Raw genomic sequence first — 22746 nt, 5'->3', positions numbered from 1 at the left:
GTAAATCAGTTCTTCCAGTTCAACATCAGGCCAACGGTACGGTCGTAGCGGCGGATATCGCGTGGATACACGTTCGCGTCGGTCCAGTAGTCCTTGTATTTGAAGTTCAGCAGGTTGGTGCCGGTCAGCGTCACAGACAGGTTCGGGGTGAACTTGTAGCTGAGGGAACCATCCAGGCTGCTGGTGGCACCTGCGACCAGGTTGCGGCTCGGCGCAGCCCCCTGGATTGCCGACCCGTCGCCATAAATCTGCGTGAACTTCGAGCGCCAGTTATAGGCCAGGCGGCCGGAGATGCCATTCTTCTCATACAGCAGAACAATGTTATACGAGTTCTTGGACATGCCGGGGAAAGGCAGGTCGCCCGGCCCGATGGACGACGACGTCACGCCGCCTTCCATATAAGTGTAGTTCAACTGGGTGCCGAAACCACTCAGCCAGCCAGGCAGTTTGTCGTAGAACTGCTGGTAGGACAGCTCCACGCCCTGCAGGTGTCCCTTGTCGGTATTGAAAGGACGGCTCGTCTGGTAGGTCACACCCTGGTACACCTCGGGCTGGGCGCGGCTGACGATATAGCCGTCAAAGTTATGGCGGAACACGGTGCCGCTGACCATTGCCGCCGGCGCGAAATACCACTCCAGCGCCGCATCGACGTTCTGGCCGGTGACCGGCTTCAGGTCCGGATTGCCGCCCGACGCAGAAGCCTGCACGGTGTTGCCGTTCGAGTTCACATAGGCTGTCCCCGGGTTCAACTGGGCGAAGTCAGGACGGCTGAGCGTCTTGGCGTATGCCAGGCGCGCGATCAGGTCCTTGCGCAGCGTCGCCTTGAAACTGGCGCTAGGCAGGGTATCGGTGCCCGAACTTTCCTTCGGCGTAGCGACTGGAACGCCATTCACCATGCTGTAGCCCAGCAGGTCCGAATCGGTCTTGGAGACACGCACGCCAACCACGCCGTCGACCGGCACGCTGCCCCACTCCCAACCCAGGCGCGCCTTGCCGTAGAAGGCGTAGTTCTTCTCGTTGACGGAGAAGAAGGAACCCTGGTCCAGCGCCTTGGCGGCGGTGGAGCCGGTAACTGCCTTGCGAACCTCGCTGGTGTTATTCAGCAGGAAGCTGGCGCATGGTGTGTACCAGTATGGCGTGCCGTAATCTTCAGACAGCTCGCGGTTGGTGCAGCTCATGCCAGGCAGGGTCGCAGCCGAAACGCGCGTCGCGGCATTGAAAGCATCCGGCGCACCCATGCTGCCTTCGATCGACTTGATCGATTCGGCGCTACGCTTGTTGAAGCGTACGCCGGCACTGAACTCCTGGAAGATGCCGTTGCCGTCAGGCGTATAGGTCGCGTCGGCGCGCCAATCGGTGGATGCACCCTTGTCGTCGCCGTAACGGTCGAACAACTGGAACAGGTACACGTTTTTCGGATCGGTCATGTCGATGCCGCCGTAGCGCATGAAGGCGCCGCCGTTGACATTGGTCTTCAGGAAGACGTCAGGCACGGTAACGATCGTGTCCATGATCGGGTTGCGCCAGTCGTATTTCGACTTGGTGCGGGCCAGCTCGGTGCTCAGGCGCAGGCCCGGTGCGGCACGCCACTTGGCGCCGACAGCGGTCTGCCAGGTGGTGTTCTGCGATGCGCGCGCCTGGGTCGACAGGATGGTGTTGGCATCATGCGAAGTCAGCTCGTCCAGCTGGTCGGTGCCCGGGATCTTGGTGCCGCTGATGCCGCCCCCCGGCGCCCACCATGGCAGGCCGACGAAGAAGTCGGTTTCGTCCTGGTTCTTGTAGCGGGAATAAAGGCCTTCGGCGTAGATCTCGGTATCCTTGTTCGGACGCCATTGCAGGGCGAAGTTCTCGGCCGTGCGCTTGCGCTCACCGTAGATGCCTTGCAGGCCGACCAGGTCCGGGCCGGTCAGGTTCGGCAGCAGCCAGCTTTTCTCGACCGGGAAGGTATTGAAGCTGCGCTCTTCGTGGAAATTGTTGCGCACATACGAAACGCCGAACAGCGCGCCGATTTCACCGTATTCGGTCTTCCAGCGGTTGGAGATCAGGCCATTGGCTTCCGGATCGGTCTTGTGCGCCTTGTCCTGGTTTTTCACGCCGCCGTTGGCGCTCAGCGTGAAGCCCTTGAAGTCGAATGGGCGGTTGGTGCGCACGTCGATCACGCCGGCAATGCCGCCTTCAACCAATTCAGGGCTCTGGGATTTGTAAACGTCCACCCGCTGCAGCATGGTGGACGGAATATCGGCCAGCTGGATATAGCGGCCGGTGGTGGTAAACATTTCGCGACCATTCAGCATGGTGGCGATGCCGGGCAGGCCGCGGATCAGGACCGAGTTCGCCTCGCCCGCGTCGCGGCGCACCTGGATGCCCGGAATGCGGGCCAGGGTCTGGGCAACGTTCGTGTCAGGGAATTTACCGATATCGTCCGCGACGATGGAATCGACCACATTGTCGGCCTTTTGCTTGATATCGAGCGAACTTTGGGCCGCGGCGCGCACGCCGCTCACCTGCACCACTGCGATCTCGGTTTCGGCAGCCTGCTGCGCAAGGGCGGGAACGGTACTGAACAAGCCAATGCCGGCCAATGCAGCTACGGATACTTTAAGTGCGATCGGACGGCGCGGTGCAACCAGCCCAGGCGCGAATGCTTGGCGCTTCATAGGGTCTCCTGACTATAGTTTTTGTAAGTTACCTGTTCTTTGAACTCATCTTAGGTAAATCATTGAGATCGAACTAATCAATTTTTATCAAAGTTCGATATCAAAACCGATATGTCACCCTGGTTGATCTGGGTCATGGAAAGAGGTAAGGAAAATGCAGGATTATGACTGGCAGTGACCCTTCTCGCCCTCCAGACCATGAACCTGACACTCCTGGCGGCCCTTGCCGCTTCCACCCTCGGAACCTCGGGGGCCTTTGACCAGCAGGGCCGCTTGTGGGTGGCGCACACTGGCGACAACGGCATCGTGCTGCAATCGAGCGCCGACGAGGGCCGCAGCTGGACCCCGCCGCGCCTGGTTTTGCCCAAGCCGGAAACGGTGGAGGCGAACGGCGAAGCGCGCCCCAAGATCGCCTTCGGCCCCCAAGGCCAGCTCTATCTGAGCTACACCCAAACGTTGGGCAAACGCCACACCGGCAACATCCGCTTCACCCGTTCACTGGACGGCGGGCGGACTTTTTCGCCCCCGTACACCGTGCAGCGCGACCGCGCCCCGATCGGCCACCGCTTCGACGACATCCAGGTCGACCCTCAGGGCCGCATTTTCCTGGCCTGGCTGGACCAGCGCGACAAGGACGCCGCCCAGGCCGCCCAGCGCCCCTACCGGGGTATCGCCATCTATTACGCCGTCTCCACCGACGGCGGGGCCAGTTTCGGCGAAGACGCCAAGCTGGCCGACCACACCTGCGAATGCTGCCGCATCGCCACCGCCGTGGCGCCGGATGGACGGGTCGCCGCCATGTGGCGCCATATTTTCGAGCCGAATATCCGCGACCATGCCGTAGCCTGGCTGCCGGCCAACGGCAAACCAGCCGCGCCGGCGCGCGCTACGGAGGACGGCTGGAAGATCGACGCCTGCCCGCATCACGGCCCGTCGCTGGCTTTCGATTCCAAGGGCCAGCGCCACCAGGCCTGGTTCAGCGCGGCCGGTTATGAAGGCGGCGCGTTCTATTCCGGGAACGGACAGTTGATGCGCCTTGGCGGCCCGCAGGCGGAACACGCGGAGGTTGCGGCAGCCGGCCAGCGTGTCGCCGTCGTCTGGAAAGAGTTCGACGGCACGGCAACCGGCGTCCACGCGCAGGTATCGCCCGATGGCGGCGCAAGCTGGAGCAAGCACACCGTCGCCACCACCGAGGGCAGTTCCGACCATCCCCACATCATGCGCCGCGGCGCCGAACTCTGGCTGCTGTGGCGCACCGCCGATGAAGGCATCGTTGTTCGCAAACTCGAGGAATGATCATGAAAATGCTCCATCCCCTGGCCGCCGCAGTCGTGGCGACTGCCATCGCCGCCCTTTCCGCCCTGGCGGCATCCCCCAGCGCCTACGCCGCCGGCAATGCGGGCCTGAAAGCCTTCGCACCGCAAAGCGTGGAGCAGATCGCGGCCAGCCACAAAGGCAAGCCTTTCGTGGTCCTGGTCTGGTCCATGGAATGCGAATTCTGCCAGCACAGCCTGGACGTCCTGTCCAAAGCACGCGCCGCCAATCCTGGCTTCGACATCGTCACCATCACCACCGACCCGCTGTCCGATGCAGCGCTGTCGCAACTGGTGGCAAAGCGCCTGTCCGGCATCGACTTGCTGGCCGATGCCTGGAGCTTCGGAGGCCTTGCCCCGGAACGCCTGCGCTACGCCATCGATCCACGCTGGCGCGGCGAGAAACCGCGCAGCTACTGGTACGACGCACAGGGCCAGCGTGTGGCCCACTCCGGTGTTATCACGCCGGCCTTGATCGAGAAAATGCGCTGATCGCAAAAACTTGACCGAGTTCATGGTTTGACAACAGCCCAATCGCTACGATGGGCACATGTTCTCGCACCGCACCACTCGCCGCTTCGTAACACTGCTGTTGCTGCTGTATGTAGCACTGCAAGGCTACGCAGCCGCAGCGCAGGTAGCGATGCCGATGATGGATCACGCTGCATGCGCTGAACATCATGAAGGCCACGACCAACATGGGATGGCGGACTGCTTCACCCAGTGCACGCTGTGCGGCGCACTGGCCATGGCTCCCGGCTACAGCAAGCCCTCTGCTCCCGCACCGCATGACCTCACAGGTCCTCGGACCGCCATCATCGCGGCGCAGTACGATGGCGAATCCCATCTGCCGCACCTGGCGCGAGGGCCTCCATCCGCAGTGTGACACCTGCTCTTATTCCAATGCGCCGCCGCCCCCGGCGGCGCACGACTCGTCACACCGGAGAATAAAAATGAATCCGCAGTTACGCAAGCACCTGCTTGCAATGTCTGTTGCCACCGCCCTTCCCTGCTACGCGCAAACCACCCTCCCCAGCGTCATCATCACCGGCACCAATCCCGACGTCATGCAAGTAGACGTCAGCAAGAAAGGCTTCCCCAGCGATACCGCAAACCTGCTGCAATCCGTGGCCGGCGTCAGCATGGTCAGCGGCGGCGGCGTGTCCGGCCTGCCGTCGATCCGCGGCCTAGCTGACGACCGCCTGCGCATCCAGGTCGACGGCATGGATCTGGTCTCGGCTTGCGCCAACCACATGAATCCCGCGCTGTCCTACATCGCGCCATCGCAAGTCGAATCGATCCAGGTCCTGCCTGGCATTACGCCCGTCAGCGTTGGCGGCGACAGCATCGGCGGCACTATCCGCGTGCGCTCCGCCGACCCCAAGTTCGCCGAAGCCGGCGCGCAACTGCTTGAAGGCCAGGCCACTTTCGTCTACCGCAGCAACGGCAATGTGCGCGACGCCAGCCTGGCAGCCACCATGGCCAGCGACACGTTCTCCGCCAGTTATCGCGGCGCCGCGATCAAGGCCCATAACTACGAAGATGGCGACGGCAAAAAAATCGGCTCCTCCGCCTACGAATCCCGCAACCATTCATTAACCCTGGCCATGCGTTCCGAAGCGCGCCTGCTGGAGCTCAAGCTCGGCCTGCAGCGCATGCCCTACCAGGGCTTCCCCAACCAGCGTATGGACCTCACCCGCAACGACAGCGAACAGGTCAACCTGCGCTACCTTGAGCGCTTCGGCTGGGGCACGCTGGAAGGCCGCGCCTACCACGAACACACCCGCCACGCCATGAACTTCGGCCCGGACAAGCAATTCTGGTACGGCGCGAAGAAGAACATCCCCGGCATGCCGATGGATACCGAAGGCAAGAACACCGGCGTTTCGGTAAAAGCCACCATCCCGCTGTCGCAGCCCGACACCTTGCGCGTCGGCGCCGACTATCGCCGCTACCGGCTCGACGACTGGTGGGATCCCTCAGGCGGCGGAATGGCGCCGGACACGTTCTGGAACATCCGCGACGGCCAGCGCGACCGCCTGGGCGCCTTCGCCGAATGGGACCGCCGCTGGAATCCGGCCTGGTTCACGCAATTCGGCGTGCGCGGCGAACTGGTGACCAGCGACACCGGCACGGTGCAGGGCTATAACGCCGGCTACAGCAAGGATGCATCGGTCTTCAACGCCCTTGACCGCAAACGCAACGACCATAACCTGGACCTGACCGCCCAGGCGCGCTACGTGCCCTCCCAGGACATGACGGTCAAATTCGGCTACGCCCGCAAGACCCGCTCACCGAACCTGTACGAGCGCTATACCTGGTCCACCGGCGGCATGGCGATGGCCATGGTGAATATCGCCGGCGACGGCAACGGCTATGTCGGCGACCCGTCGCTGCGTCCGGAAACGGCGCACATGGCCACAGGCAGCATCGAATGGCACGATCCGGCGCAGGAAAAATGGTCGTTCGCCATCTCCCCGTACTACACCAGGGTCGATGGCTACATCGACGCGCGCTGCCTCACCACCTGCAAGGCCGGCGCCTTCGTCAACCTGCGCTTTGCCAACGTCGATGGGAAGCTGTACGGCACCGAGGTGTCGGCGCACGCGGCGCTGGCCTCGGGCAGCTACGGCACGCTGTCGGGAGACATGCTGGTCAACTACGTGCGCGGCGAAAACCGCAGCACGGGCGACAACCTGTACAACATGATGCCGCTGAACACCCGCCTGGCGCTGAACCATCGCCTCGGTGCGTGGAGCAACGCGCTGGAACTGCGGGCCGTCAAGGCCAAGGACCGCGTCTCGTCGCTGCACAACGAACTGCGCACCGGCGGCTACGCCCTGGCCGCCCTGCGCACCAGTTATGCGTGGAACAAGGTGGAGCTCGACTTTGGCGTGGAAAACCTGTTCGACCGCCGTTACGACCTGCCTTTGGGCGGGGCCTATGTCGGCCAGGGCATGACCATGGCGCTGAACGGCGTTCCCTATGGAATCGGGGTGCGCGGCATGGGGCGTTCGGTGTATGCCGGCCTGACCTTCAAGTTGTAGGGATCGGTATATCAAACCGATATAGGAGCCGCGAAATAAGCCATTGGTAAGCTATTGCTGCCAACCGTAGGATTGTGCTGCCGGATACCGTCCAACACACAAAACTACGAGACAAGCACCAATGACGACACCGCGACTCCCCGCCCTGCTGGCCCTGGCCAGTGCGCTGGCGACAGCCTTCCCCCTGGCCGCCAGCGCCGCTCCCGCAAGCAAGTATGCCGAATGGGAGCAACCGGAAGTGGTTCAAGTGAACCGCGAGCCGATGAAAACCACCTTCTTCAACTTCGAACGGCGCGACCTTGCGCTGAAGGGCGACAAGGCGGCTTCGCAGTATTACCTCTCGCTGGACGGCACCTGGTCGTTCGCCTACTCCCGCAATCCGGAATCGCGGCCGGTCGATTTCTACAAGCCCGGCTTCGACGTGAGCCGCTGGAAAACCATCCAGGTGCCTGGCATGATGCAGGCGCAGGGCTACGGCCAGCCCCTGTTCAACAACAGCGACTACCCTTTCCCGCCCAACCAGCCTTACATCCTGCACAGCATGAACGAGGTGGGCTCCTATCGCCGCAACTTCGACCTTCCGGCCAACTGGGATGGGCGCGATGTCTTCCTGCACATCGGCGCGGCCGGCGCCGCCTACTACATCTGGGTCAACGGCCAGCGGGTCGGCTATTCGGAAGACTCCAAGCTGCCGTCGGAATTCAAGCTGACGCGCTTCCTGCGCCCCGGCAGCAATACCATCGCCATCGAGCTGTATCGCTTCGCGGACGGCTCCTACCTTGAGGACCAGGACTTCTGGCGCGTCTCCGGCATCGAGCGCAGCGTCTACCTGTATGCCGAGCAGAAGGCTCACCTGCGCGACTACGTGGTGCGCGCCACCCTGGACAAGGCCGCCTACCGCGACGGCGAATTCACCCTGCAGCCCGAGTTTACGGGCGCCGCACAGGGCAAGCTGACCGCCACCTTGCTGGACGGCGACAAGGCCGTGCTGTCGCTCGAAAGCGGCGTCCACGGCGGCAAGGCTGCGCCGCTGCGCGGCACCGTGCCCGGCGTGCGCCAATGGTCGGCCGAGGCGCCCAACCTGTACCGCCTGCTGCTCGAATTCCATGATGCGAAGGGCGCGCTGGTGTCCTCGACGTCGCGCATGGTTGGCTTCCGAACCGTGGAGGTGAAGGATGGCGAAGTGCGCGTCAACGGCAAGCGCATCATGATCAAGGGCGTCAACCGCCACGAACATGACCCGCAAACCTTCCACGTCATGTCGGAAGAGTCGATGCGCAAGGACATAGAGCTGATGAAGCAGGCCAATATCAATGCAGTCCGCACTTCGCATTACCCGAACGATCCGCGCTGGTACGACCTGGCGGACGAGTACGGCCTGTACGTGATGGACGAAGCAAACATCGAGTCGCACGAGTACATGGGCATGGGCGACCACGCGCGCAACATCCCCGGCCAGCGCGAAAAGATCCAGCTGGGCTACCAGCCGCACTGGGCGGCCGCCCACCTGGACCGCGTGAGCCGCATGGTACAGCGCGACCGCAACCACCCGAGCGTGATCCTGTGGTCGCTGGGGAACGAGGCGGGCACCGGGCCGAACTTCGAGAACGCGGCCAAATGGATCCGGGAACAGGATCCGGAACGCCTGATCAGCTACCTTGGTCATGGCACCATCGGCGAGGAGCATTTGCCGAACGATTACGTCGACATCTACGCGCCGATGTATGACCCGATCGAAAAAATGATCGACTACGCGCAGGACCCACGCTACAAGCAGCCGATGATCCAGTGCGAGTATGCGCATGCGATGGGCAATAGCCTCGGCAACTTTGAAGACTACTGGCAGGTGATCCGCTCGCACCGCAAGCTGCAGGGCGGCTTTATCTGGGACTGGGTGGACCAGGCCATGCTGCTCAAGGATAAGCAGGGCCGCAGCTACTGGGCGCAGGGCGAAGACTACGGCCCGAATCCGCGCAAGGACATGTCGGAAGTCGGCGATGGCCTGGTGCAGGCGGACCGCACGCCCGATCCTGAGTATTACGAGGTGCAAAAGGTTTACTCGCCGGTGGTCTTTGAAGGCGATCCGGCGTCCGGGCGCCTGAAAGTCGTCAACCGCTATGACTTCGCAGACCTGTCCGGGTTCGACTTTGACTGGTCGATTGCGCGCGACGGCACGCAAGTCGCGGGCGGATCGCTTGCTGGCGTCAAGGCAGCCGCACAGACGTCTGCCGATGTATCGTTGAACTTGCCGAGGCTGGAACGCGATCCGCGCTTCGAGTACGTGCTGACGCTGCGCGCCAAGGCCCGCGACGGCGCCATTCGCGGCGTTCCGGCCGGCATGGTGCTCGGCTTCAGCCAGTTCGTGCTGCAGTCGCCAACCGCTGCCGCCGTTACGGCGGGCAACGGCGCCTGGGTTGTGCCCGTACGCGCCGGGAACAGCGTCGAGCTGCGCGCGGGAGGCTCAGTGCTGGAGGTCGATGCGGCTAGCGGCAAGCTGGCCTACTCTGCAGGCGGCAAGCAATTGCTGGCCGGCGGCATGCCCTACTTCTGGCGCGCGCTGACGGAGAACGACCTCGGCACTGGCCTCAACAAAACCCATACCATCTGGAAGCAGTTCAGCGAGGAACGCAACGTGCGCTCCTTCGATGTCCTGAAAGACGGCGTGCGCATCGAATACATCTTCGGCGCCGGCTCCGCGCGCTGGGACGCCACCTACCGCATGGACAGCAAGGGCGCCGTGCAGGTTACCGCCACCTTCGCCCCACTGCGCGGCGACCTGCCGGACCCGCTGCGCATCGGCATGCGCTTCGACAGCAATCCTTCCCTGGACACGGTGGAATGGTATGGCCGCGGCCCACAGGAATCGTATAGCGACCGCATCACCGGCGCGCCGCTTGGCCGATACAGCGGCAAGCTGGCCGACCAGTACCACAACTACATCCGTCCACAGGAAAGCGGCAACAAGACCGGCGTGCGCTGGCTGACGCTGAAAGGTGGCGGCAGCGGCCTGCAACTGCGCGGCACGCAGGCGCTCTCGGTCAACGCCCTGCCATTCCCATACGAGGACCTGTACCCGCGCCCGCGCGGCACCTGGCATAGTTCCGACATCCGCCCGCACGGCGACGGCTCGCTGCTGGTTGACGCGGTGCAGACCGGCGTAGGCGGCGACACCGGCTGGAGCCAGGTAGGCCGTCCGCACACGCAATACCGCATCAAGCTGGAGCCAACCACCTACCAGTTCACCATCACGCCGCAAGGAGCCGCGCAATGACAAACCAAACCCGCCGCCGCGTCCTGGCCGGCGCCGCAGCAAGCGCCGGCGCTGCCTTGCTGCCCATGTCCGCCACCGTGCATGCTGCCGCCAGCGCGCGCTTCAGCATCGGCAAGGACGATTTCCTGCTCGACGGGAAACCGCTGCAGATCCGCTGCGGAGAAATGCACTTCGCCCGCGTGCCGCGCGAATACTGGCAGCACCGCCTGAAAGCCATCAAGGCCATGGGCCTGAACACCGTCTGCGCCTACCTGTTCTGGAACTACCACGAATGGCGCGAAGGCCGCTACGACTGGGGCGGCCAGCGCGACGCCGCCGAATTCTGCCGCCTGGCGCAACAGGAGGGCTTGTGGGTCATTCTGCGCCCCGGCCCTTACGCCTGCGCCGAATGGGAGATGGGCGGCCTGCCCTGGTGGCTGCTGAAAAAGAGCAGCAGCGACGCCTTCCTGCGCACCCGCGACGAAGCCTTCATGAAGCCGGCCAAGCGCTGGCTGGCGGAAGTCGGCCGCGTGCTGGGTGGGCAGCAGGTCACGCGCGGCGGCCCTATCCTGATGGTGCAGGTCGAAAACGAATATGGCTTCTTCAGCGACGACCTGGAATACATGCGCGGCATGCGCCAGGCCCTGCTCGACGCCCAGTTCGACGTGCCGCTATTCCAGTGCAATCCGACCAATGCCGTCTCACGCACCCATATCCCGGAACTGTTCTCGGTAGCGAACTTCGGCACCGATCCCGATGCAGGCTTCAAGGCACTGAAAGCCGTGCAGCAAGGCCCGCTGATGTGCGGCGAATACTATTCCGGCTGGTTCGATACCTGGGGTAACCCGCACCGCCGCGGCGCCGCCACCAAGGCCGTAGCCGATATCCAGCAGATGCTGAAAGTGGGCGGCTCCTTCAGCCTGTACATGGCGCATGGCGGCACCACCTTCGGCCTGTGGGGCGGCTGCGACCGTCCCTTCCGCCCCGACACCAGCAGCTACGACTACGACGCCCCGATCGGCGAAGCGGGATGGACCGGCGAAAAATTCCAGGCCTACCGCAAAGGCATCGAGCCGTTCCTGCAGCCCGGCGAAACACTGCCTTCGCCACCGGCGCGCCAGCCTGTGATGGCGATTCCCGCCTTTACGCTCAAGGAATCGGCTGCGGTCTTCGCCAGCCTGCCGCAGGAAGCGATACGCGACAAATCGCCGCAGCCGATCGAGCAATACGACATCAGCCGCGGCATGGTGTCCTACCGCGTTACCCTGCCTGCCGGCCCGGCCGGCAAGCTGACCGCCGCAAAGGTGCGCGACCTGGCCTGGGTACATGTCGACGGCAAGCTGGCCGGGACCTTCGACACCCGACACCGCCGCTTCAGCATCGACCTGCCCGCGCGCGACAAGCCCGCCACGCTGGAAATCCTGCTGTACACCATTGCCCGCGTCAATTTCGGTCCCGAAGTGCACGACCGCAAAGGCTTGCACGGCCCGGTGCAATTCCAGCCGAAAGGCGGCGCGCCGGTCGCCTTGGAAAACTGGGAGATCCGCGCCATCGACTTCGACGCCGACGGCGTGCTGCCGCCGCTGCAATGGAAACAGCAGCGCGCGCGCGGGCCCGCCTTCTGGCGCGGCAGTTTCGACGCGGCCAAAACCGCCGATACCTTCCTCGACATGTCGGCCTGGGGCCAGGGCGTTGTCTGGATCAACGGCCGCTGCCTGGGCCGCTACTGGAGCATCGGCCCGACGCAAACCATGTACCTGCCCGGCCCATGGCTGAAACGGGGCCGCAATGAAGTCGTGGTGCTTGACCTGACCGGCCCGCAGCGCGCCGAATTGCGCGGCCTGGAAACCCCGATTCTCGACCGCCTGCAACCGGAACGCGACCTGCCCCGCCCTCCGAACAAGGCCAAGCCCAAGCTGGAAGGCGTCACGCCTGCCTACAGTGGCCAGTTCCAGCCCGGCAGCGCCACGCAGGACTTGCGCTTCGCCGCCCCGGTCAGCGGGCGCCAGTTCTGCCTCGAATCGCTGGATGCCTTCGACGGCAAGCAATACGCAGCCGTGGCCGAAATCTCGCTGCTGGACGCCAAGGGGCAGCCGATCAACCAGTCCGCCTGGACCATCGCCTACGTGAGCAGCGAGGAAGGCAAGCGCGAAGACGGGCAGGCGCTGAACGCCATCAATGGCCAGGCCAGCGATTTCTGGCACACCGCGTTCGCAGGCAAGACCCCGGCGCCAACCCACCCGCACCGCCTGGTGATCGACCTCGAGAAGACCGTCGAAGTGGCCGGCATCCGCTATACGCCCCGCCAGGGCGACGACAAGGTGACGGGCCGCATCAAGCGCTTCAACGCCTACGTTGGCGCGCAGCTGGTGGACCCGGGGGAATAAGTCGACGTTATGCCCAATCGATATACAAGACGATAAATTTCTCATATTTCTGAACTAGCTCGCCAAGATAGACTTGCCTTACCACTTCACAAACGAACAAAAATGAAGATCACAAAACTGACCACCTACCGCATTCCACCGCGCTGGATGCTGCTCAAGATTGAAACAGACGAAGGCGTAGTCGGTTGGGGCGAACCGGTCATCGAAGGCAAGGCACGTACCGTGGAAACCGCCGTCCACGAGTTCTCGCAATACCTGGTGGGCCAGGACCCGCGCCGCATCAACGACCTGTGGCAGGTCATGTACCGCGGCGGCTTTTACCGCGGCGGCGCCATCCTGATGAGCGCCATCGCCGGCATCGACCAGGCGCTGTGGGACATCAAGGGCAAGGCCCTCGGGGTGCCGGTGTACGAGCTGCTGGGCGGCCTGGTGCGCGACCGCATGAAGACCTATAGCTGGGTAGGCGGCGACCGCCCGGCCGACGTCATCGCCGGCATCAAGACGCTGCGCGAAGCAGGCTTCGATACCTTCAAGATGAACGGCACCGAGGAATTCGGCATCATCGAAAGTTCCGCCGCCGTGGATGCCGCCGTCACCCGTATCGCCGAGATCCGCGAAGCCTTCGGCAACCAGATCGAATTCGGCATCGACTTCCACGGTCGCGTCGCTGCGCCGATGGCCAAGGTGCTGCTGCGCGAACTGGAACCTTACCGCCCGCTGTTCGTCGAAGAACCGGTGCTGGCGGAACAGGCCGAGTACTATCCGCGCCTGGCCGAATCGACTTCGATTCCGCTGGCGGCCGGCGAACGCATGTTCTCCCGCTTCGAATTCAAGAACGTCTTCCAGGCCGGCGGCATTTCGATCGTGCAGCCCGACCTGTCGCACGCCGGCGGCATTTCCGAATGCCTGAAGATCGCCGGCATGGCGGAAGCTTACGACGTTGCCCTGGCCCCACATTGCCCGCTTGGCCCGGTTGCGCTGGCCGCCTGCCTGCACGTCGACTTTGTGTCGTACAACGCCGTGCTGCAGGAGCAGAGCATGGGCATTCACTACAACAAGGGCGGCGAGCTGCTCGACTACGTGGTGAACAAGGAAGACTTCAAGATCGAGAACGGCTACATCAAGCCGCTGCCCAAGCCAGGCCTGGGTGTGGTGGTCGACGAACAGCGCGTGATTGAAGCCAGCCGCAATGCGCCCGACTGGAGTAATCCGCTGTGGCGCCATCCTGACGGCAGCGTAGCGGAATGGTAAGCAACGCCAACACCGCCAGCCTGCTCGCCCTTGACTGGGGCAGCACCAGCCTGCGCGCCTTCCTGCTGGGCCCCGGCGGCAAAGTGCTGGCGGAACGCAGCAACGGCAAAGGTGCGTCCACGCTGTCCGGCGCGACGGCCTTCGCGGCCGCGCTGGACGGCATTGCCGGCGACTGGCTGGCCGCGCATCGGCGCTTGCCGGTTCTGGCCTGCGGCATGATCGGCAGCCAGCACGGCTGGCGCGACGTGCCATACGCTGCCTGCCCCGCCAACGCCAGCGCGCTGGCAGCCGGCATGCTGGCCAGCCCTGGCGCCGAAATCTCCATCGTTCCCGGCATGCTGTACGACGACGGCGCCCTGCCCCCCGACGTGATGCGCGGCGAGGAAACTCAGGTGGTTGGCGCCCTGCAACTGCAACCCGCGCTGCGCGACTCATCCTGCATCGTCATGCCCGGCACTCATTCCAAATGGGCGCAAGTGAACGACGGCCGCCTGATGCGCTTCGCGACCCATATGACGGGCGAACTGTTTGCCGTGCTGCGCACCCATTCCGTGCTGGGCCGCCTGATGGGCAACAGCGAAACCTTCGCCGAACATGCCTTCGTCGCCGGCGTCGAAGCCGCGCGCGATTACGGCCATCTCGGCATGAGCCACCAGATTTTTGCAGCACGCACCCTCGGCGTCACCGGCCGCGCGCCGGCCAGCGACCTGGCTGATTACCTTTCCGGCCTGCTGGTCGGCCACGAACTGCGCGCCGGCCTGGCTTGGCGCGATGCGGCCGGCCTGGCGAGTGCGCCGCTGGCACTGGTCGGCAGCCAGGTCCTGTGCCGGCGCTACGCGCTTGCCCTGCAATGCTTCCACGCCGCGGCGCCGCTGCTGCTCGATAACACCGCTCCCGCCGGCCTGTACCACCTGGCACGCGCCGCCGGCATGCTCAAGGATTGAAATGACCGCACCTTCCGCCACACCTTTCGAAACCGCCTTCAAGACGCTGCCCCTTGTAGCCATCCTGCGTGGCGTCCAGCCGCACGAGGTGGAAGCCATCGGCGCCGCCCTGTATGAAGCTGGTTTCCGCCTGATCGAAGTTCCGCTCAACTCCCCGCAGCCGCTGGATTCCATTGCCCGCCTGGCGCGCAGCCTGCCGGCCGACGCCGTGCTGGGCGCAGGCACCGTCCTGACTACCACCGCCGTGCAGGAAGTGCGCGACGCCGGTGGCGCGCTGATCGTGATGCCGCATTCCGATACGTCCGTGATCCGCGCCGCCAAGGCAGCCGGCATGTTCTGCGTACCAGGCGCCGCCACGCCGACCGAAGCTTTCGCGGCCGCCCACGCCGGCGCCGATGCGCTCAAGCTGTTCCCAGCCGAACTGGTGACGCCGACTGTCATGCGCGCCATGCGCGCCGTGCTTCCGCCTGCCTTGCCGCTGCTGCCGGTGGGCGGCGTCACGCCGGGCAGCATGGCCACCTGGCGTGCCGCCGGCGCCAGCGGCTTCGGCCTGGGTTCGGCGCTGTACCAGCCAGGCCTGGATGCCGCAGCCGTAGCCGAACGAGCCAACGCCTTCGTCACCGCCTGGAGGCAGGATGGAACAGCACGCCCAGCCTGAAACGCTCCTGCCCAACGCCCTCATTGGCGCACTGCTCTGGCACGACAGCTGCTGGTGGTGGAGCGATGCCGCCACGCCGGCCCTGAAGGCCTGGGGCGGCAAGGGCGCCCCGGAAAACAGCCGCTTGCCGGAACATCTTGCCGCATTCGCCTTCTGCCGCAGCGGCAAACTGCTGCTTGGCCTCGACAAATGGCTGTACCTGGCAGAACGCACCCCGCCGGGCGCCCTGAAACTGGCGCGCCGCCTGCCCCTCGCCATCGCCGCCGTCGATCCCGCCGAAGCACGCACTCGCATCAACGACGGCTGTGCCGACCGCCACGGCAACTTCGTCCTCGGCACTGCCAACCTGAATCCCGACTCTCCTCCCATCGGCAGCTTTTACCAGTTCTCGCGGCGTTTCGGCCTGCGCCGGCTGGCCTTGCCGACAGTCGTTGCCGCGCATGGAATCGGCTTCAGCCCCGATGGCGGCACGCTGTACTTCGCCAGCGGCGACGGCCGCGAAGTACTGGAAACTACGTATGACCCGGCAGGTGCCGAAGTCGGTAGAATCAAACGGTTCGCCAGCCTGGGAGATGCCCGTGCCGGCGGCCTGGCGCTGGATGCCGGCGGCAACGTATGGATTGCGCTGCGCGAAGAAGGACGGCGCGGCCGCCTGGCGCAATTCACCGCCGACGGCACGCCGTTGCGCGAACTGCCGTTGTCGGCAACACAACCCTCGCGCCCGGTCTTCGGTGGACTGGGGCTGGAACAACTGGCAGCAGGCGCCCTTGACGGCGGCTTGCACGCCATCGAGATACCCGGCGTGCAGGGATTGGCCCCGTCCCTGTTTGACGACGCCGCTGATTGACGCTGCCGGGAAGCGGCCCTATTATTGTCCGCATGTCAGATCCACGCTCGGACCGATTTGTAAGGTCCCACCTGAAAACGCGCCACCTGGTGCTATTGGTCGAATTGGGCCGGCACCGCTCGATCCTGCATGCAGCACAGGCGGCAAACCTCACCCAGCCCGCGGCATCCAAGCTGCTGGGCGAGATCGAACACGCACTGAACGTCCAGTTGTTTGAGCGCCTGCCGCGAGGCGTAGTGCCGACGTGGTACGGCGAAGTAATGATACGGCGCGCCGGCACCGCGCTGGCAGAAATGGATGCGGCGCACCAGGAAGTGATGGAACTGGTCTCGGGCCTTTCCGGCCGCGTTTCCATTGGCACGGTGCTGACGCCTTCCGCCGGCCTGGTCACCGACGCCGTCAAGCTGCTGAAGAACCGCACCGCCAAGGTGCAGGTATCGATTACCGTCGACACTTCCAAGATTCTTGTCGAACGCATGCGTGCCGGCGAATTCGACCTGGTGATCGGGCGCCTGCTCGATTCCAACGTCGCTTCCGAGTTCAATTTCGAGCCGCTCACCGACGAGCCGCATAGCCTGATCGCCGCAGCCGACCATCCCTTCGTGGGACGCAAGGACCTGCAACTGGCCGACCTGGCGCGCGAACCCTGGGTGCTGCCGCCGGCCGGCAGTATCCTGCGCGACCGCCTGACATCGATGTTCCTGTCTCAAGGCCTGGAACCGCCAACCGAAGTGGTGGAAACACTGGCCATGCCGGTGGTGGTCAACCTGCTGCCCGGCAGTCGCATGATCGCGGCCATGCCGGAGGAAACCGTGCGCCCCTACCTGGATGCCGGCCTGCTGGCCGTGCTGCCCTGGGACCTTGGCCTGCGCATGGACATGTACGGCATCGTCACCCGCAAGCGCCACCGCTTGTCGCCGGGCGCGGAAGCCATGCTGGTAGCCCTGCGCGATGCCGCGCAGGCGCGCTACCGGCGTTAAGTCTCCTTCAATAACTGACGTGGTAGTCCTTCGGGAATTTCTTGCCCCCGAAGGCCTTCTTCTGCGTCCAGTCCTGCGCCGCCGAGGTCCAATACGAATCGTCGGCTGGCAAGCCAAGCGCAAGGAAGCTCGATGCGGCGATATACATGCTGCCGTTGTTCGAGTACCAGTCGCCCAGTTCCGGCTGGTGTCCCGCAAAGCCAATGGTCAGGTAGCCTTCTTTCGTAAAATTGCTTGGCTCCGTCCAGATCGCCTTGTGCACGCCCGTCATCGCAGCGCGCACCTGGCCTTCCGGCAGGCTGGCCGGCAACTGCTTGCGCCAGGCGAGCAGCGCCAGCGGCTGGAAGGCGGCGGTACGGTAAGTCAGCGAGCGGCCGATCGGCGGGAAGGTGCCCTGCGGCGAAATGAAACGTTCCAGGTGTTCGCCATAGCGCTGCATGCGCTTTTGCGCCTGCGCCAGCAGGTCCGCCGGCTTGCCGTTCCAGAACGGCCCATTGGCCCGGGCGAGCACTTCGAGGATCTCCACGAGCATCGGATACATCACGAAGGAATTGTAGTAGTCGAAGTGGAAGGTTTCGCCATCCTTGATCCAGCCATCGCCCACATACCATTCATTGACCTTGCGGATCGCCACGTTCATGCGCATCGGGTCGTACTGCTCGCCGATGGAGAGCAGGAAGGCCTCATTCATGGCCGCGAACAGCATCCAGTTGATGTACGGCGGCTCGATGCGGCGCAGGCCCTTGATTTCATCGATGATGCGTTGTTTGGTGGCGGCGTCCAGCGGCTCCCACAGCGCTTTTGGCGCGCGCATCAGGGCATTGGTGAAGTAGGCGGAATCGACCAGGGTCTGCCCGTGCACTTTCCACGAAAGGTAATCCGGGGATTTCGGGTCGACGGAGTGCGTGTAGCTTTGCAGGGCTTGTTCGCGCAGGCGCTTGCGGGCGCGGCCTTCTGCGCTGTCGTCGTCGGGAAGCGCCAGCCAGGGCGCCATGCCGGCGATCAGGCGGCCGAAGCACTCCAGGTAGGCCACACCGGAATCGCGGCCGTCCCAGGTAGGGCTAAGTTCCAGGGCGAATTTCTTCTTCAGCTCCCCCTTTGACATACTGGCCAGCACCGGATCGGCCATCTTTTGCAGCAGCCCGGCCATGTACGCGCGATCGCCGCCCGGCGCCCCAGCAGCAGCCGCGCCAGCGCCAGCCGCAAGAGCCATCGCCGGAGCTGCGGCCGCTGCTCCCCCAGCCAGCAGGCCGCGCATGAAATTACGTCGTTCCATCCTGTGTCTCCTTCTATTTGCTTTTATCGATGTAGCGCACCATTTCGGCGGCCGCGAGCAAATATGCGCCGACGCCGAAGTGTGCGGTCGAATTCCTGTCCACCACCTGCCCCGGAATGGCGCGATCGCCGATCGGCTGCACATAGCCGATTTTGCCGTCCGGTTGCAGTGCCACGCTTGCCAGGTAGCCCCAGCCCTTCAGTGCGACCGGCGCGTATTCGGCGCGGTCCAGCAGGCCATTATTGATGCCCCACAAATAGCCGTAAGTGAAGAAGGCCGTGCCGCTGGTCTCGGGACCAGGAGCATGCTGCGGATCGAGCAGGCTGCGCGTCCAGTAGCCCTCCGCCTGCTGCGCCTTCTTCAGTGCCGCCGCCATGCCCTGGAACTTGCGCACGTATTCCTCGCGATGCGGCGCGTCCTTCGGCAGGTCGTGCAGCACTTTCGCCATCCCGGCAAACACCCAGCCATCGCCGCGCGCCCAGAAGTCCTTGCGTCCGTTGACGCTCTTGTGGGCCGGGTACACGTAGCGTGCGTCGCGGTAGTACAGCTTTTCATCCTGGTCGTACATGATGCTGTTCGAATACTGGAAATACTCGTGCAGCTTCTCCAGGTACTGCGGATTGCCCGTGATGTTGTACATCTTGGTCATCACCGGCATCACCATATACAGGCCATCCGCCCACCACCAGTAATCGTTGCGGACGGTAGACATCTGGTACTCCATCACCTCGCGGGCGCGGGCGATGCGTGCCGGGTCCTTGTCGAGCTGGTACAGGTCCGCGTAAGTCTGGAAGCAAATCTGCCAGTCGCCGAACAGCACGTGATCGTCGGTCTCGCCGTAGGTCAGCTTCCACTGTCCCTTGTCGGTCGATTTGGCGCCCTGCCACTGGTTATGCTGCGCCCAGTCCAGCGAGTACTTCAGGTAGGCCTGGTTGCCGGTGATGCGGTAAGCCTCCATATTGCCGGTGTGGTAGGCCGCCACATTCCAGAACGACCATTCCCTGGCCGGCGTGTTGGACTGCCAATAGGTGTTGACCTTGTCGATGATGCCGACAACTTCCTGCCGCTGCGGCGCCGTCGGTGTGGAAGCGCAGCCGCCCAGAGCGGCCGCAAAAAACAGAAAAACTGTGTGGATTAGCTTCATGTTTTCGATAGTCCATATTCGAAAAAAGCCGAAGACACTTGCGTGCCTTCGGCGAAGGAGACCGGGAGCGGGAGAGAGAGTAGACCGCCCCAGGTTTGTTACAGCTTGCCGCGCAGGCCGATCTTGATCGTCCGGCCGTCGTACTTCGCGTAGTCCATCCGGGTCTTCTTGCCGCTGCCGTACTGGCCGGTGGCATCCTCGAAATAATCGTACGACAAGGTGTTCGACAGGTTCAGCGCGTCGAGGCGCAGTTCCAGGTTGTCGTTGATCTTGTAGCTGATATTGCCATCGAGGTAGCCGCGTGCCGCGCGCCAGCGGATCAGGTCATCGCCGTTATTCTTCGGATTGTCGCCGTGCAGGCTGCGTCCCTTGTAGTTGTAAGAGAAGCGAATCGCCAGCGGACCGTTTTCGTAATAGGCGGTGGTGCTGTAGGCATATTTCGGCACCGAGTTGACCTCGATCTCCCTGCCCGCATTGGTGATCCACTTTGCGCTGTTGAACGGATCGATGTGGGTGTAGCTGGCCAGCATGCCGAAGCCCTTGTAAGGCGCAGGCAGGAAATCGAAGTCCTGCTGGTACGACAGCTCGTAGCCCTTCAGCACCTGGCGTCCGGCGTTGCTGTACGTACGCAGCGTCATCGGCAGGTTCGGGTCCACGCGGCCATCCGGTCCGTAGAAGATCGCGCCCATCGCGGTATCCGGCAGGCCCAAAGCGCCGAAGGTGGTCTGGGTCGTGCTGGACACGGTGGCATCGGTCAGCACCTTGCGGAAGTATGCCGCCGACAGCAGGCTGCCCTTGCGGAAGTACCATTCCAGGCTGGTGTCCATGTTCTTCGACTGCTGCGGACGCAGGTTCGGATTGCCCGCCGTGGCCGAGTTGTCGAACGGGTTCGGCACCACGGTCTGCGCTGCGATGATCGACAGCGAAGCACGGGAAATGGTCTTGCCGAAGGAGGCGCGCCACATCAGGTCTTCGGTAACGTCGAAGGCGCCGCTGATGGCCGGCAGCAGGTTATGGTAAGAGCCGCTTTCCTGGTTAGGCTGGTAGGTGCCGCCGGCGCCGGTCTTCTTGAAGTTGTCGATATCCAGCTCGGTGCGCGAATAGCGCACACCCGCGTTGATCCGCAGGCCGTGGCCCAGCACTTCGCCCTTGAAGTCCGACTGCACGAAACCGGAGGTCACTTTCTCGGTCGCGGTAAAGCTCTGTGCCGGGGTAAAGGTCGCCTCGGTGTTGTACGCCAGCGGATCGAAAGTCGAGTAGGTGTAATTGCGGGTGAAGGTTCCGAACTGGTGCGGCCAGCCGGCGCTCATGTCCAGGTTGCTGATCGGCAGGTCGAACACCATGCCCTGCCGCATGCCGGTGTTGCCCAGGCTATTCAGCTTGGCCGTCATATCTGACGTGGCATTGCGCTTGTGGACGCCCTTCTCGGTTTCCACGTACACCAGGCCCGTTTTCAGGTGGCCGGTCCAATCGCCCCACAGGTTGTAGTCCCAGTCCGCGATCACGCGGCCCTGGCGGCCACGGTCGGTCTCGCGCGTCAGGCCGGTGCCGATGCCGAAGCCGGCATAATTGGCCGGGTTCAGGTAATCGCTGGTCGACGAAAGCGACGGATAAACGTGGTCGCTGCCATAGTCGATGGTGGAGGTGATGCCGAAAATCTGGCCGGACAGCGTGTCCTGGTAGCTTTGCGCCTTGCTGCTGTTGACGCTCAGCTGACCGGTCAGCGACAGCCTGTCGTTGGCTTTCCAGTTCGCGTTCAGCGACGCGTAGCTGAACTTCGTCTCGTCTTCGGTGTAGGTGACGCCGCTGCTGTACGAGGTATTGCCGAAGGTGCCGGTCAACAGGTTCGAACCCGGATCGATGTGGACGTTGATCGGCACCAGGCCATTGTGGCCGGCCGTGCCCGGAGGCGCGCTAGGGTTGGTGGTCTTGCTGTTGCGGACCAGGATGCCGTAATACAGCTCGTCGCGCGAGTTTTTCAGCTTGGAGTACATGGTATCCAGGCTGACGTTCAGCGTGCTGTCTTTGTACTGCAGCGAAGAGACCAGGCCATCGCGGCTGCGGTCATTGGACGAGCCGTAGAAGCGGTAGATACGCGGCAGCAGCGCATTGTCCACCTGGTCGCGCGTGTAGCCCGACAGGTTGGCGCGCGGATCGTCGTAATCGAGCTGCATCGCGAAGTTGCCCTGCACCGGCGTCTTGCTGCCGCGCGCCGAGCTGTTATAGCCGCCGGTCGCCTCGAAGCCGGAACGATTGTTCATCGCCTTCGAATGCGCAGCGCCGACCAGGAAGCCCCAGTTGCCCCAGGTCTTGGAGAACAGGCCGAATGCCGCCGGATCGGTCTTCTCGGACATGGTGTTGTACGCGCCCGTTACCGAATAGCGCACCGCGCCTTTGGGATTATCGAACGGGCGCGGGGACTGCAGGTCCACCACGCCGCCCATGCCCCCTTCCGGCAGTTCGGACAGCGGCGACTTGTAGAAGTCCACGCGGCCGAACAGTTCGGAAGCAAACACGTCGTAGTTGAAGCCGCGCGCTGCGTTGCCGATGGAACCGGTACTGGTGGTGTTCACCGGAGCCCCATTCAGCGTGGTGACCGAATACTCCGTCGGCAAGCCGCGAATCGAAATGCGCTGCCCTTCGGCCGAACTTTCATCGCGGTTCAGGATAATGCCCGGCACGCGCTGCAGCGATTCCGCCACGTTCGACTCCGGGAACTTGCCGATGTCTTCCGCCACGATGGAATCGCGCACGCCGATTGCCTGGGCTTTCAGGTTCAGGGCCTTCTGCAGGCTGGAACGGAAGCCCGTCACCACCACAGTGTTGGCCGCATCCACGTTTGCCGCAACGTCGCCCGAAGCAGCAGCTGCCGCGGGTGCGGCCGGTGCTGCCGGAGCTTCTGCCGCCTCCTGCGCCATGGCCCCAGTGCCATATGCTGTTGCCAATGCCAGGGGCACCAGCGTTGCAAGAACTTTCTTCCTCATTTCTTATG

At 63.8% G+C, this 22746-nt stretch carries 15 protein-coding genes; 11 read left to right on the top strand and 4 right to left on the bottom strand.

Going from position 1 to position 22746, the window contains the following annotated elements; genetic code table 11:
• Window positions 1–5: 5 nt before the first annotated feature.
• Window positions 6–2657 (bottom strand): TonB-dependent receptor, encoded by a 2652-nt coding sequence (locus tag ACN9MY_RS09345; RefSeq protein WP_426170022.1) that lies wholly within the window; start codon window positions 2655–2657, stop codon window positions 6–8.
• 198 nt (window positions 2658–2855) lie between these two features.
• Between ACN9MY_RS09345 and ACN9MY_RS09340 the strand changes: the two genes are divergently transcribed.
• The 11 genes from ACN9MY_RS09340 to ACN9MY_RS09290 all read left to right on the top strand — a co-directional run bounded on the left by ACN9MY_RS09340 (window position 2856) and on the right by ACN9MY_RS09290 (window position 17334).
• Window positions 2856–3953, top strand: coding sequence for a sialidase family protein (locus ACN9MY_RS09340; RefSeq protein ID WP_426321900.1), 1098 nt, complete (start codon window positions 2856–2858; stop codon window positions 3951–3953).
• Between the two features lie 2 nt (window positions 3954–3955).
• Window positions 3956–4462, top strand: coding sequence for a TlpA family protein disulfide reductase (locus tag ACN9MY_RS09335; protein ID WP_426337190.1), 507 nt, complete (start codon window positions 3956–3958; stop codon window positions 4460–4462).
• Between the two features lie 58 nt (window positions 4463–4520).
• Window positions 4521–4856, top strand: coding sequence for a hypothetical protein (locus ACN9MY_RS09330; protein ID WP_426337189.1), 336 nt, complete (start codon window positions 4521–4523; stop codon window positions 4854–4856).
• 67 nt (window positions 4857–4923) lie between these two features.
• On the top strand, window positions 4924–7017 hold the full coding sequence (locus ACN9MY_RS09325) for a TonB-dependent receptor plug domain-containing protein (RefSeq protein ID WP_426337188.1): 2094 nt from the start codon (window positions 4924–4926) through the stop codon (window positions 7015–7017).
• A gap of 121 nt (window positions 7018–7138) precedes the next feature.
• On the top strand, window positions 7139–10288 hold the full coding sequence (locus ACN9MY_RS09320; protein WP_426337187.1) for a glycoside hydrolase family 2 TIM barrel-domain containing protein: 3150 nt from the start codon (window positions 7139–7141) through the stop codon (window positions 10286–10288).
• Entirely contained in the window at window positions 10285–12654 is a 2370-nt protein-coding gene (locus tag ACN9MY_RS09315) for a beta-galactosidase (protein ID WP_426337186.1), read from the top strand. Before ACN9MY_RS09320 ends, ACN9MY_RS09315 begins: the two co-directional genes overlap by 4 nt.
• Window positions 12655–12756: 102 nt before the next feature.
• Window positions 12757–13905, top strand: coding sequence for a galactonate dehydratase (gene dgoD, locus ACN9MY_RS09310; RefSeq protein ID WP_426170006.1), 1149 nt, complete (start codon window positions 12757–12759; stop codon window positions 13903–13905).
• Window positions 13899–14849 carry a 2-dehydro-3-deoxygalactonokinase gene (locus ACN9MY_RS09305; RefSeq protein WP_426337185.1) on the top strand — a complete coding sequence of 317 codons (951 nt, stop codon included), beginning with the start codon at window positions 13899–13901 and terminating at the stop codon, window positions 14847–14849. Before dgoD ends, ACN9MY_RS09305 begins: the two co-directional genes overlap by 7 nt.
• 1 nt (window position 14850) lies before the next feature.
• Window positions 14851–15507: a 2-dehydro-3-deoxy-6-phosphogalactonate aldolase gene (locus ACN9MY_RS09300; RefSeq protein ID WP_426321886.1), complete on the top strand. Its 657-nt coding sequence runs from the start codon at window positions 14851–14853 to the stop codon at window positions 15505–15507.
• The gene (locus ACN9MY_RS09295; RefSeq protein ID WP_426321884.1) at window positions 15485–16354 is read left to right on the top strand and encodes an SMP-30/gluconolactonase/LRE family protein; all 870 of its coding nucleotides are present in this window, start codon (window positions 15485–15487) and stop codon (window positions 16352–16354) included. Before ACN9MY_RS09300 ends, ACN9MY_RS09295 begins: the two co-directional genes overlap by 23 nt.
• Before the next feature lie 32 nt (window positions 16355–16386).
• Complete coding sequence (locus ACN9MY_RS09290; protein ID WP_426169996.1) at window positions 16387–17334, top strand: LysR substrate-binding domain-containing protein; 948 nt, start codon at window positions 16387–16389, stop codon at window positions 17332–17334.
• Between the two features lie 7 nt (window positions 17335–17341).
• On the opposite strand, the gene ACN9MY_RS09285 is transcribed toward ACN9MY_RS09290, so the two are convergent.
• The 3 genes from ACN9MY_RS09285 to ACN9MY_RS09275 all read right to left on the bottom strand — a co-directional run bounded on the left by ACN9MY_RS09285 (window position 17342) and on the right by ACN9MY_RS09275 (window position 22738).
• Window positions 17342–18610 carry a DUF2264 domain-containing protein gene (locus tag ACN9MY_RS09285; protein WP_426321882.1) on the bottom strand — a complete coding sequence of 423 codons (1269 nt, stop codon included), beginning with the start codon at window positions 18608–18610 and terminating at the stop codon, window positions 17342–17344.
• A 13-nt stretch (window positions 18611–18623) separates the two neighbouring features.
• The gene (locus tag ACN9MY_RS09280) at window positions 18624–19754 is read right to left on the bottom strand and encodes a glycoside hydrolase family 88 protein (protein WP_426321880.1); all 1131 of its coding nucleotides are present in this window, start codon (window positions 19752–19754) and stop codon (window positions 18624–18626) included.
• Window positions 19755–19852: 98 nt separating this feature from the next.
• Window positions 19853–22738, bottom strand: a complete 2886-nt coding sequence (locus ACN9MY_RS09275; protein WP_426337184.1) for a TonB-dependent receptor — start codon at window positions 22736–22738, stop codon at window positions 19853–19855.
• Window positions 22739–22746 lie beyond the last annotated feature (8 nt).

This window comes from Pseudoduganella sp. R-31, from assembly GCF_049913235.1.
In the GTDB taxonomy this organism is placed as follows: Bacteria; Pseudomonadota; Gammaproteobacteria; order Burkholderiales; family Burkholderiaceae_D; genus Rugamonas.
The sequence above is the reverse complement of the archived record's forward strand: the minus strand, read 5'-3'. Positions and strand labels throughout refer to the sequence as shown.

Bases quoted from the DNA above. Each gene is read 5' to 3' on its own strand.
- ACN9MY_RS09335 (WP_426337190.1), top strand. From the start codon at position 3,956: ATGAAAATGCTCCATCCCCTGGCCGCCGCAGTCGTGGCGACTGCCATC.
- ACN9MY_RS09290 (WP_426169996.1), top strand. From the start codon at position 16,387: ATGTCAGATCCACGCTCGGACCGATTTGTAAGGTCCCACCTGAAAACG.
- ACN9MY_RS09340 (WP_426321900.1), top strand. From the start codon at position 2,856: ATGAACCTGACACTCCTGGCGGCCCTTGCCGCTTCCACCCTCGGAACC.
- ACN9MY_RS09305 (WP_426337185.1), top strand. From the start codon at position 13,899: ATGGTAAGCAACGCCAACACCGCCAGCCTGCTCGCCCTTGACTGGGGC.
- ACN9MY_RS09295 (WP_426321884.1), top strand. From the start codon at position 15,485: ATGGAACAGCACGCCCAGCCTGAAACGCTCCTGCCCAACGCCCTCATT.
- ACN9MY_RS09325 (WP_426337188.1), top strand. From the start codon at position 4,924: ATGAATCCGCAGTTACGCAAGCACCTGCTTGCAATGTCTGTTGCCACC.
- ACN9MY_RS09320 (WP_426337187.1), top strand. From the start codon at position 7,139: ATGACGACACCGCGACTCCCCGCCCTGCTGGCCCTGGCCAGTGCGCTG.
- ACN9MY_RS09345 (WP_426170022.1), bottom strand. From the start codon at position 2,657: ATGAAGCGCCAAGCATTCGCGCCTGGGCTGGTTGCACCGCGCCGTCCG.
- ACN9MY_RS09280 (WP_426321880.1), bottom strand. From the start codon at position 19,754: ATGAAGCTAATCCACACAGTTTTTCTGTTTTTTGCGGCCGCTCTGGGC.
- ACN9MY_RS09285 (WP_426321882.1), bottom strand. From the start codon at position 18,610: ATGGAACGACGTAATTTCATGCGCGGCCTGCTGGCTGGGGGAGCAGCG.
- ACN9MY_RS09330 (WP_426337189.1), top strand. From the start codon at position 4,521: ATGTTCTCGCACCGCACCACTCGCCGCTTCGTAACACTGCTGTTGCTG.
- dgoD (WP_426170006.1), top strand. From the start codon at position 12,757: ATGAAGATCACAAAACTGACCACCTACCGCATTCCACCGCGCTGGATG.
- ACN9MY_RS09315 (WP_426337186.1), top strand. From the start codon at position 10,285: ATGACAAACCAAACCCGCCGCCGCGTCCTGGCCGGCGCCGCAGCAAGC.
- ACN9MY_RS09275 (WP_426337184.1), bottom strand. From the start codon at position 22,738: ATGAGGAAGAAAGTTCTTGCAACGCTGGTGCCCCTGGCATTGGCAACA.
- ACN9MY_RS09300 (WP_426321886.1), top strand. From the start codon at position 14,851: ATGACCGCACCTTCCGCCACACCTTTCGAAACCGCCTTCAAGACGCTG.